The sequence below is a fragment of the uncultured Gimesia sp. genome, assembly GCF_937910335.1.
Classification (GTDB): Bacteria; Planctomycetota; Planctomycetia; order Planctomycetales; family Planctomycetaceae; genus Gimesia.
Genome location: NZ_CALEMX010000349.1, coordinates 1 through 11,597 on the forward strand (window position 1 = coordinate 1; position 11,597 = coordinate 11,597).

At 49.3% G+C, this 11,597-nt stretch carries 10 protein-coding genes; 4 read left to right on the forward strand and 6 right to left on the reverse strand.

The window, feature by feature from the left end; all coding sequences use genetic code 11:
* Positions 1–204 precede the first annotated feature (204 nt).
* Both Q0668_RS13990 and miaA read right to left on the reverse strand, forming a co-directional pair.
* On the reverse strand, positions 205–1,023 hold the full coding sequence (locus Q0668_RS13990) for a hypothetical protein (RefSeq protein WP_298865738.1): 819 nt from the start codon (positions 1,021–1,023) through the stop codon (positions 205–207).
* A gap of 194 nt (positions 1,024–1,217) precedes the next feature.
* A complete protein-coding gene (gene miaA, locus Q0668_RS13995; protein ID WP_298865740.1) occupies positions 1,218–2,162 on the reverse strand; it encodes a tRNA (adenosine(37)-N6)-dimethylallyltransferase MiaA in 945 nt (314 codons plus the stop codon).
* Between the two features lie 179 nt (positions 2,163–2,341).
* Here miaA and Q0668_RS14000 point away from each other — a divergent pair, with 179 nt between their 5' ends.
* A complete protein-coding gene (locus tag Q0668_RS14000; RefSeq protein WP_298865742.1) occupies positions 2,342–2,788 on the forward strand; it encodes an SRPBCC family protein in 447 nt (148 codons plus the stop codon).
* 25 nt (positions 2,789–2,813) lie between these two features.
* On the opposite strand, the gene Q0668_RS14005 is transcribed toward Q0668_RS14000, so the two are convergent.
* Entirely contained in the window at positions 2,814–4,448 is a 1,635-nt protein-coding gene (locus Q0668_RS14005) for a flagellar hook-basal body protein (protein WP_298865745.1), read from the reverse strand.
* Positions 4,449–4,753: 305 nt separating this feature from the next.
* On the opposite strand from Q0668_RS14005, the gene Q0668_RS14010 reads away from it, so the two are divergent.
* The 3 genes from Q0668_RS14010 (at position 4,754) to Q0668_RS14020 (ending at position 8,096) form a co-directional block, all read left to right on the forward strand.
* Positions 4,754–6,034, forward strand: a complete 1,281-nt coding sequence (locus Q0668_RS14010; RefSeq protein ID WP_298865747.1) for a lactate racemase domain-containing protein — start codon at positions 4,754–4,756, stop codon at positions 6,032–6,034.
* Between the two features lie 37 nt (positions 6,035–6,071).
* Complete coding sequence (locus tag Q0668_RS14015) at positions 6,072–6,803, forward strand: RraA family protein (RefSeq protein WP_298865748.1); 732 nt, start codon at positions 6,072–6,074, stop codon at positions 6,801–6,803.
* Positions 6,804–7,574: 771 nt separating this feature from the next.
* Positions 7,575–8,096 carry an SMI1/KNR4 family protein gene (locus tag Q0668_RS14020; protein ID WP_298865750.1) on the forward strand — a complete coding sequence of 174 codons (522 nt, stop codon included), beginning with the start codon at positions 7,575–7,577 and terminating at the stop codon, positions 8,094–8,096.
* Positions 8,097–8,350: 254 nt separating this feature from the next.
* Here Q0668_RS14020 and Q0668_RS14025 read toward each other — a convergent pair whose 3' ends face one another.
* The 3 genes from Q0668_RS14025 to Q0668_RS14035 all read right to left on the reverse strand — a co-directional run bounded on the left by Q0668_RS14025 (position 8,351) and on the right by Q0668_RS14035 (position 11,285).
* Positions 8,351–8,560, reverse strand: coding sequence for a hypothetical protein (locus tag Q0668_RS14025; protein ID WP_298865752.1), 210 nt, complete (start codon positions 8,558–8,560; stop codon positions 8,351–8,353).
* Positions 8,561–8,972: 412 nt separating this feature from the next.
* Complete coding sequence (rsmH, locus tag Q0668_RS14030) at positions 8,973–10,046, reverse strand: 16S rRNA (cytosine(1402)-N(4))-methyltransferase RsmH (RefSeq protein WP_298865754.1); 1,074 nt, start codon at positions 10,044–10,046, stop codon at positions 8,973–8,975.
* 531 nt (positions 10,047–10,577) lie between these two features.
* Entirely contained in the window at positions 10,578–11,285 is a 708-nt protein-coding gene (locus tag Q0668_RS14035; RefSeq protein ID WP_298865756.1) for a hypothetical protein, read from the reverse strand.
* Positions 11,286–11,597 lie beyond the last annotated feature (312 nt).

The following is an 11,597-nucleotide window of genomic DNA, read 5'->3' on the forward strand; positions in this document are numbered from 1 at the left end:
TCAAACACAAATGGTTTTTTATTTAGAGGACCGCGAGAGAACTTGCATCCAATAAAATCATCCAGATTTTCAGTTTATTTTTTCGTGCCTTTCGTGTATTTCGTGGTAGAAAAAACGAACTGTCACTCGCCCTCATAACTCAAAATCCGTTCCAGCAAATCAACCTTTGATCTTACGTGTCCGCCGATTCCGTTTTGCTGTCCTCTACGGCTTAAGGAGAACTGGCCCTGAGAAATTGTACCGGAGAATCACATGCTCTCCGACGAGTAGTTGTTTTCGGAAGATACGCATCGACGTCTTGCCATTAGAAATATAGGAAAATGCGTATGGTGTCGGTTGCCATGAATGACGTGTGAGGTATGCCGAAACCTGGGCTTGATCGCCTTGACTGAGTGCGATAAACACCCAGCCCGGGGAAGTGACGGTGATCTTAATTTGTGTCTGCTTTCTGCCAACACTAAGAGGGGCAAACTGCTTTAGTGGCCACTCTGGAGAAATCTTATTCCAGACGTAACTTCGATTTGTATAGGCACGAGCGCCGTTGGTAAACGGTCGCCATGCTCCTGCACCTGATTCAACTTTGTATTCAGCAAAGCCCCAATTCGAGCGACTCAATGGTGAATCCTCAAATGTTTTGAGTTCGTCCCTGAGACTCTGGGCTTCTTCAATTTTCCCTTGCTTTACAGATTTCTTTATGGCGTCTTCGAAATCACGCTTCAGAGCTAGTAGGGCAAGGGACACCTTGCGCTGAAACACTCGCATGTTGACCGATGACGGATTAGTTCCATTGTTGGTAAATTCTTCTTTTTCAGTCGTGAATCTCTCAATAGTCTCCAAAACGCCAGTGCGCTGTGCATTGCGAATTTTATTATCTAACTGCGCGATGACTTTCAAGCGCGCATCGTCTACCTCCGCCAGGAATACCTGCCTTGTCGATTCCATTTTCGAAGAGGTAACATCTGGTTCCTGAGCCGACGCGGAATGCAAAACGAAAAAAACGAAGGTAATTCGAAGTAAATTCATCTTCTGGTACCTAACTTTTATTGACCTGCATGATTCCAAATCACTAAAGTATAAGACTTTTTATTGCACACAGCACTGTACAAAAAAGGCGATCAAGCGGCAAACGCTAAATCAAACAATCCAGCCTTCTATCTGTTTCTTATTTTAATTTTTTCGTGCCTTTCGTGTTTTTCGTGGTAGAAAAAAACGAACTGTCACCCGCCCTCATAACTCAAAATCCGCTCCAGCAAATCCGTCGGCTGATCTTCCGGATGAACGGCAATTTCACGGCACTCTTTAATGTTCCGGAAAAAAGTATGCTGCCGTTTGGCAAAGCGACGCGTCTGCTGCTTCAGCAATTCGACGGCCGTTTCGTAAGAATACGCGCCTTCCAGAAAGTCGATCAGCTCTTTATATCCCAATGCCTGCCGCGCCGTGCGGCTCATCGGCTCTGCCGCCGCCAGCATATACTTGACTTCATCCAGCAACCCTTCAGCGAGCATCTGATCCACGCGATCATTGATTCGTTCATAAAGCCACTCACGATCCGGCAATAACCAGAAGATATGCGCCGGACATTCTTCCGCATTCAGAATCGACTCAGCATGCTGTGCCGAAAGAGGAACGCCAGTCACATGATACACTTCCAGCGCACGGGCCACGCGGCGAACATCATTTGGATGCAATTTCTCTGCCGAAACCGGATCAACGGCTGCCAATCGATCATGCAACGCCTCATTTCCCTCGACCTCCGCAAACGTTTCCATCTCATTCCGATACTCCCAGTCCGCAGAAGGACCATCAAACACACCTCTCAAAATGGTCCGCAAATAAAGACCCGTCCCTCCCACAAACAGCGGCGTTCGTCCACGCGATATGATCTGCTCGCAACATTCTTTTGCAGCCATGAAATAATCGGCAACACTGAACTTCTCATGAGGATCGATCAAATCAATCAAATGATGCGGCACACGCGCTCGCTCTGCAGGAGAAGCCTTCGCGGTGCCGATATCCATACCTCGATACAGCGACATCGAATCCATTGCCAGGATCTCTGCATTCAGATGTTCTGCCAGCAACAGGCTCAATTCGGTCTTGCCGCAAGCCGTCGGACCTGCCAGAAACCAGCACTGTTGTAATATTTCCGTGGAAAACTGCATTTTCGTTTCATCTCATACTGACCTGATCCCTCACTTCAAAAAGAGTGAGACTCTTCCAGCCAGGGCTCGTCATTTTTGGCTCATTCGGCTACGATACACATCATACATTCTGAGCCGCTCAGAATTTCGTTTTCTCATGTAGTATATTTATCAGCGTCTAATGTCGAAAGAGAGACACCATGGCGAGTTTCGAAACCAGCGTTCAGTTATCAACCACAGCCGATGAGATCTTTGAATTTCTCATCGATACCGAGAACATTCTGAAAATCAGCCCTCCCGATACCGGACTGGCATTTACCAATAAACCGGATAAATTATATCAGGGCGCCATTCTGGAATTCCAGATTCAAGGCTTTGGACAGGTTCAGCAGGGGTCACATGAAATCATCGAATTTAACTCTCCCGAGTTATATATCGAAAAACAGATTACCGGGCCACTCAAGTCCTACCGGCATGAACATCACGTTGTAGCGAATGGAGACAATCAGGTAACCGTCATTGATCGACTGGAGTTCGAACCCCCCGGCGGACTACTCGGCTTCTTAATTACCGAATCAAAGCTCCTGGAACTGTTCGACGAAGGCTTTTTCCATCGCCATAATGCCTTAAAAGCGATCTTTAACTAATCCAAAACACGGGAAGAATAGCTGCTTACTTGAATGCCCGACGATCGCCAGGTCGGGCAATACGCTCTGCAGGCAGACCCAGATCAGCCTGAGCCGGCTTATCAGGCTCCGTCATGTAAACCGTTTTTAAGGCATCCAGACGCTGCTTGATTGACGATAGTTCTTCCAACTCCTCACTGATCGAAACATTCGATGCTTCTAAAGCACCCGCTTGAATCTGTCCCGCCCCTTTCTCACCCGGCGTCAGAATGCGGGCGGCACCGGAACGCGGAGTCGCTTCAAACAGACAGCACTCGCGGGGGAACAATTCACTCGAATCTGTAAAGCAGACCAACTGAACATGGCCGATGGTCTGTTTTTGTCCTTCGTCAGCACTCGTAACGATCACCGTCACTTCACCCGTTTCGGAAATCTGAATTGAATGCGATTTTGGCGGCAAAGTAACTTCAGGCTCCAGAGGATAATTCTTTTGTGAACCACGAATACAAATACGGTTTTCTTCGTCGATTAATAATCGTCCCGTTCGGGTTAAGACAGTTTTATCACCCAGATTTACCTGCAGAAATCCCTGACCTTTGATGGCAATGTCCAACGCACGCCCGGTATTAATCATTTCACCACTGGTTTGCGAAACCCGTGTCTGCAAAACCTGACTGCCCATACCCACGGCAATCGGAGGTTCTGACTTCGCTGCTTCACTCGCCGGTGTTGGCACATAATCATAAGGCAACGATTCAAATTCGACATACGAACGCTTAAAACCAATCGTTCCCGCATTCGCTATGTTGTTGACGATCACATCGCGCGATAGCCTTAAAGCATCCACGGTCGGCTTCAAGCGATGCAGCAATTCATCCCGGTCCGCTTGGGAAGAAAACCCGATGAAGCCGGTCTGATCGGATGGTGGCCTCTGCAAAGTTGAACCCACCTGAGGTGCGGCATTGACTTCCAAACGGGAAAGCGGCAATTCCCCCGGGGTCTCAGCTGAGTTTTTAACATTTTGAGGTTGTAATAATTTGCGAATCGAAAGGAGATCAGAGGCCACCTTATGAGGCACACCCTGAAGTTCTTCAAACCAGATTTCCAGTTCTTCTTTCGAAGCATGCGGAAGATGTTCGCGAATAATCGAACGCATCATCTGGTCTTTTCTAGCTGCACTTCGCTTCCTGGAACCTTTAAGCGGTTCGGCATTGAGAGGCGGCATCAACGGGCCCGGAGTCTGCTGAATTTCCTGTCCTGGATTGAGCAACAAAGGAGCCCGCGGCTGATTGACTTCTAACGGTTCAATGCGTTTTTCGACAGTCCCGGGAAATTTCAATTCGGGACCTTTCACCTCGAGATCATCCGAGGCACCTTCGTCCGCGCTCGTTTCCGAAAGCGCTAATTCCACCGGATTCAGATTTTCCACAGAGAAATTTTCCGCAGAGAAGAACGGATCTTCGCTAGAATCTGTCTGCTCAATCAATGACTCATCAACCAATGGCTCATGAACTTGAACTGTGAAATTTTCGCGGGGCGCGCGTTCTATGGCAACGGTCACCGCGCCAGTTTCATTCGTAAATCCCAGGTCCTTGAAATACAGAATCCCCTGGATGAATAAGACCACCGACAACACACAAACCGAAACGGCAAAAATCATCCGCTCAAAATTTTTTCGCATACCTGCTTCCCTGCAGTCACAAGACTCCGCTCTTTGCTTCGACCTGCTGATTGTAATTTCAAAATCAGAATCGTTAAGTTATCGGAATTAACACTTTAGAACAAGACTTTTCCTGGCAAGACCTGAAAGAGCAACAGACCATCAGTACCAGATTCCCGTCATTACCGATAATCTTAGAGACCGAAAGTCTCTTTATGTAGCGAAAACACCCGCTGATTTCGTACAATAACCGACTCTTCACAATACACAGGGATCGAGATCCTGAATGTCGCGTGAGAATGACTCCTTGAAATCAAAGAACACTAATGAATATCGACCTACCCAAGGCCTACCGAATTCGCCAGAACTTCCAATCTTCTCGGCTGGAGAACATTCCAGAGACCATTCAGGCAGAACTCGCAAAAATCAATTTAGGAAAAGTAGTTAAAGCAGGAGACTCCGTTGCCATCACAGTCGGCAGCCGGGGCATTGCCAATATCGACTTGATAACCAAAACAACCGTCGATTTTCTAAAATCTCTCGATGCGGTGCCTTTTATCGTTCCCGCAATGGGAAGTCATGGCGGGGGAACGGCAGAAGGCCAGGCCGCTGTCATCGCCGGGTATGGAATCACCGAGGAAACCATGGGCGTCGAGATCCGCTCCTCCATGGAAACCGTGATCGTCGACACCACCTCCCAGGGCATCCCCGTTCATTTCGACAAGCACGCCTTTGAAGCAGACCATGTTTTGATTTGCGGACGCGTCAAACCACACACCCGTTTTGTCGGCGATATCGAATCGGGCCTGCATAAGATGATGCTCATCGGCCTGGGCAAACACGCCGGCGCCAAAATCTATCACCGTGCCATTGAAGATTTCAGCTTTGAAGAAATCATCAAATCCGTCGCACAATCCGTATTGGAAAAATGCTCTGTCGTCGGCGGACTGGCAATCGTAGAAAACTCCTACGACGAAACCGGGTTGATTGAAGCCATTCCCCCGAAACAGTTTTATGAACGTGAAAAAGCACTGTTGAACATTGCCCGCGAATGGCTGCCAAGGTTACCCTTCGAAAAAATAGATTTTCTGATTGTCGATCGCATTGGAAAAAACATCAGCGGCTCCGGAATGGATGCCTGCGTCATCGGTCGCAAGTTTAACGACCACGCTGCCACCGAACAGGACAACGTTGACGTGAAACGCATTATGGTGCGCAGCCTGACCGAAGAAACACACGGCAATGCACTGGGAATCGGCTTAGCCGAATTCACCAACCAACGCACAATCGACGGCATTGACTGGAAAATTACACGCATTAACGCAAATACCGGAAGTCACCCCACCTCGGCCATGGTCCCGCTGGTCTACGAAACAGACAAAGAAGCCATCGAAGCCGCTTTATCAACCATCGGACTCGTCGAACCCGAACAAAGTCGTATCGTACAAATTTATGACACACTCGAACTAAGTGAAGTCATCGTCAGTGAAACGTATCTGAATGAAATCAACGAGCGGGACGATCTGGAAATCATGTCCGGACCGTTTGAATTCCCATTCGATACACAAAATAATTTAACCCCCGTTTTTGAAAAATCTCAACACTAACCCATTACACTCACACTAACTCCACAGAAAGAAATTCATGTCTACCGAAGGCCTCTCCGAAGCTGCTCTTGCAGAACTCGCCAAGTATGATACCCCCACCGTTTGCAATGTGATCGAACTCTGGAACATTCGCCCCCGCAACACAGGTTACATGAACGATTCCATCAAAGCCTGCTTCCCCAAGATGCCACCCATGGTAGGTTATGCTCTGACTTCGACCTTTCGCAGTATGGCACCACCTCGTAGTGGCGATGTCTACTCGGGACTCGATGCACAGGTCGCTGCTTTCGAATCACTACCCGGTGCCCCCGTGGTCGTGTATCAGGATATCGACGAACCAACGGCCTCAGCCACCTTCGGCGAAGTCATGTGCTCCACCTATAAAGCCTACGGCGCGAAAGGCATTATCACCTCGGGCGCAGGACGCGACTTGGATCAGGTCGAAGCCCTCGACTTCCCCGCATTCACCAACGGCACCAATTGTGCCCACGGCTATTGCCATACATTGCAGGTCGGCGTGCCCATCACCGTCGGCGGCATCGCCATTTATCCCGGCGACTTACTACACGGCGACTTAAACGGCGTCACCACGATCCCCACGGAAATCGCCTCAGAAATTGCAGACGCCTGCAAAGACCTGATGAAAGCCGAAGACATCGTCCTCGACTATCTCAAAGAAGGCAACCTGACCCCCGAAGGACTCGGAGCAGCACGCAAAGAACTAGGAGCAGAAATCGCCAAACTAGGCAAACGCTTAAGTGGCGAATAAATGTTTTAGCAGACAGTCAACAGTAAGATACAAGGGGCGGACCCATGTGTCCGCCCGCTGGCTCTCTCAGGGAGCCAGCTTTTTTTATTTAATGCGCCAAAAAACAAACAACCCCGGGTGCTTCCGAATGAAATTCGGAATTGCCGCAGGCAACAGGAAACTGTCAGAGCATGCATCCCAGTAACAAACAGGAAACCGACCCCCCTTAATCCACCGCGCAGCTCAACCGATGGAGTAGAATCAGTACGGTTTCCCTGTAACTTCCGACTCGCTACGCACAGCCCGAATTTAATTCAAACCACACCATTTGTCGCTGACACCTTCTCCGTGCCCCACCAGGTATTCGCCATTAGCCGAAGGGCATTAGCCCCGGTTCTGATACCGAGATGTGCATAAACCGCGGCTAACGCCGTGCGGCTGAAGACCAAATAGAAACCTGGTCCATTATTAAATTTTTGTTCTAAAAATTCAAATTGAAACTGATAACGGTCAACAATCGACAATACACCGCTCGGAACATCATAGCTCCAGTCCAGTTCTTCAATTCAATCTGACGATAATAATTGACGATCAATCGCATAGCAGATATGCTGTTCGCGTAGAGATTCTATATCCATCAGTTCTCACTTTCCCGCGGGGTGTTTTTCGTTCCAGATACCTTTATTTTGGCCAATTTAGGAATCATGCAAATGATTATTGTTTTATAATATTTGGTATAAGTTTTCTCTTAACGATAATTGAACAGACTTGTCGTTCAATAGCATGTAAACAATGTCGAAAATTAAAGAGGTGATCTCACAAATCGTCGAACTTCGTTTCGAAAATGAGGACGGAGAAGAGGAAGGTGTTGAGTTAAATGCACCCGCTTCTATCCAAGACCTGAAAGCAGGCTCCCAACAATTCCAGCTCACTGATGAACTGGCTGAGTTTTATTCCATCACGAATGGCATGGATCTATTCTCACAAGAAATATATGACACTGACTCTTTACATTATTATCAAGACTATGGGCTTATTGTTTTTCACGATTGGGGCAATGGCGATTTTTCGTGTATCGCCACTAAGAAATCGGAGTTCCCTGAAGGATCGGTTCTATTCATGAATCATTCTCCTGATGTGTTGGTGCAGATCGCAACTTCCCTGAGTGAATGGATTCTTAAAGTAACAGCCAAGTTCAAAGAGAAAGGGACATTGCTCCATCCGGCTGACTACTTCCGTTCTCCGAAAGAGACGGGCCTTTACAGTCATGTCATCGACAGTCTTCATGGTCGAGACTGTGAATTGAACGGATAAAAAGAAGATAACCGAATGGCACTCTCGGCTTAACCGACGATACTGCCTCTCCCAGGAAGCCAGCATTTATTTTTTGTGACCCCAAGACAAACAACCCCGGGTGCTTCCGAATGAAATTCGGAATTGCCGCAGGCAACAGGAATGATCTCATCAAATCAAAATCGACAAAAAAGTCGTGATTCTCGGAGCAGCTACAGAATTCGCAAATAGGGTCTATTCTCGAAACGTCTCAAACCCGCAATAGAAAGTGTTTCTTAGTCTGGTATGTTGACTTGTTGGTTCCGCTGCAATCGAGCGGCAATAGTCGGAGAGGCCAGTATCAGGACAGATCCAAGCCCCATTAATCCCCAAGACAACGCTGCCCCCCATTCACCTGTTCTGGAGAGTAGAAAGTAGCCTATTCCAGCAAAGATCATGGCTGATGCAGCGCGATCGAGATAGCCCAATGATTTTACGGAATTCATATGTGCTCCCTTTTGCTGGCTTGACAGACTTTCGTTATTGAATCAAGTGCCACCCGACGGAACGGGGTTCTGATTGACAAGCCTCTGCTGTGATTGTCTGTTATTGGCTCTCCAAAGGCAAGAAGTTCCCCTGGAAAACCCGTTCGATAGAGGCTACTCACAATGTTTGGAGTGAGATACGAACATCGCTGCCGCATCGGTAAAGTGAAGCTGGCGATGAAACGGCGTGTCTCAAAAACGTTGGTTTGATCTGACACTTGCAGGAGCCGTTCTGGCAAGAGTGTTTCGGTTCGCGATCATTTCGCGAATACGTATGGCTTCCACGCACATGTACCGAGTTCGCGAATAGGGTGATATTAAGACACGTACTGACGGTGCCTGGTTTTTCTGACAAACAGTCGTAAACCGTTTTCTACATCCGAATGGCCCAGCGCATCTTGGCTGAGGCGGCCCGGGAGTTGGTGCACACCTCCTGGCCGGTTGGACGGATGATGTCCGGGGCGATCTCGCGGTAGACCCCGCTCCGAACTCCGTCACGGAAGTGATGCTTCACGCGGCGATCCTCACCGGAGTGGAAACTCAAAATAGCCACCCTGCCACCCTGAAGGAGGCAGTCCGGGAGACGCCGGAGAAAGGCGTCTAGGGCGTTGAACTCTTCGTTGACAGCGATGCGGATGGCTTGGAAAACGCGAGCCACCGTGGAGCGTCGTCCGTCGTCCGTGATGCCATTGGGCAAAGCGCTCTCGATCGCGCGACGCAGTTGCCCGGTGGTGTCGATGGGTTCTCGCTTGGAGAGTTCGGCGAGGGTCGCAGCGATCTGTTCCGCAAACGGTTCGTCGCTCCCGTCAGCCAGGACGCGTGCCAGCTTGTCGGAGCGACAGCGTCTGAGCCAATCCCGAGCGCTCACTCCGCGTTCGGGGTTCATCCGCATGTCGAGCGGCCCATCGTGCTTGTAGGAGAAGCCACGAGTGGGGTTGTCAATTTGCATCGAGGACAAGCCGAGGTCCGCAAGCAAGAAGTCCACACCATCTTGCCAACCGATCTGTGGCAGCATGCCCGCGAGTCCAGCGAAGTTACAGCGGCGGATGATGAGTGCTTCCGTTCCGTATCCGAGCCCTCGTAATCGTTCCTCAGTAAGAGGGAGCTGCAAAGTATCGACGTCGAGGGCGAGGAGCTGACCGCCGGGCTGGAGTCCTGCCAACAGCGCTTCGCTGTGTCCGCCATGACCCAGAGTCACGTCCGCTCCTCGTTCGCCAGGCTGAGGGGCGAGGTGCTCGAGTACTTCCGAGACGAGGATCGGGCGATGCTGACCGGCCGGCGTTTTTCCAGAGCCGATCAGCTTCGCGATCGTCTCTGGGTCGGGTGAAGAAGAAAGTTCTTTGTACTTCTCGGCGTAGTTGCGAGGATGCGTGCCGCGGTAACGTTGCCGGCGACGAAACGGCTGCCCGTCAGCAGGCTCGTGGGCGGTGGGCTCATCGTCGGTCATCGGAAGTGGAGGTTCCTCTGCTTGTTGTTTGGCGCGCCAGCTCTTTTCTGCTGCGAACGATCCTTGCCGCTATCCTGTTTGTGGTTTCACAAACAGGATTGTACCTGTTCACGCCGGATATTAGTAGCATCCAATCATCGAAATCTTGTAATCCACAACCCCGTAAGGTGAAAATATCCGAACGAGATGAGGGCCGATTTTTCATCAAAAAGACCGTCTGCGTTGTGAAATCCAGTCACAGCGCGGACCAGTATCGCCAGTGCTTGTTCTACATACAATCCATTGCGCAATCTTACCCCGTAGTCAACAGGGTATCTTCAGGACGATCGGGATTTCAGAAACCAATTCATGTTTTGAATGAAATCACCAGTTTCTTGCAGTGGAAGATCAATTGTGAAAGTACCTTCCTCCCCAATTCCGGTGATAGTTCTGATTGACGAAAGTGTCTACATCGTCTCTCTTCCGAAAAACGTAAAACGGTGGTTTGAGAGGAAGCCGCAAGGACTAAATGCTCTATCACGGTATTTGCCGTTACTTGTCGTCAATGGGAAGTAACCGAATAGTGCCCAAATCTACGAGCGGCAAATCCCCGGAGACGATAAAAGGGATTTCCTTACCTGAATAGTCGAACTGATTACTACATTTTTTAGGGGCAGTGCTTTGGTAACCCCACTTCGAGGCGCGTTTTTCTTTGCTCGACAAGATTTTCAACTTATACTTGCCTTCTGGAACTCCTTTGAAACTATCAGTCTGGTAGTCAAGATATTTGTGCTGCAAAAATTTCTTTGAACCAATCAGTTCGTACTCGACCTGATTGTCTGCCAGTTCGCCTCCGGGCGCTATTATTTTAAAATGCAGATCAGCGCCTGGCTTCAAATGAATCACCTGTTCTCGATCCTGATCCATCACGATTTCCTTGGATTCCCAGCGCGCCCGTCCCGGAATTTCGACAGTGAGTTTGTAGCATCCGTCTCCGAGGCGCGGAAATACACAAGTGTCAGAAGGGACGAGAGTAAACTGACCGTCCCGCACGTAGAATTGATCTTCATCGACGGATTGAAGTGGTTTCAAATAGGAGAGACTTAGAATCATGGGGCGTCCTTTGAGCGCCTTTGGATCGGGTAAGTCATTCAGGGTGACTGTCAGCGCGTGCGTTCGAATCTGAACTTTCGCAGCATTCTCTCGCTCGAAGGGTGGATCAACTGAGGTAAAAAACACCTTTTGATCCAAACGACTCATTGTGCCACTCTTGAATTGCACTTGCTTCACTGAGCGTTTGGGGTCCACGAAATGTTCGCCCTCGAGACTCAAATACCCCTGATCATCCGTGGTCAAACTGCCGATTATGCACCCGCTGGTTCCGATTATTTCATAATTCACGTGCTCTTTCTTCAAAGGTTTGCAATTATGGCAAATCAGAAAAGAAACCGGTTTTGGCGGAGTCGGAAGGGGAACGGAAACCCCCATGCCCCGCAGTGCCGTCGCCGCCGTCCTGGCCACTAGCAGTCTGTCCGGATATTCCCCTGACCCTGGTTTTCATTACCGAGATGT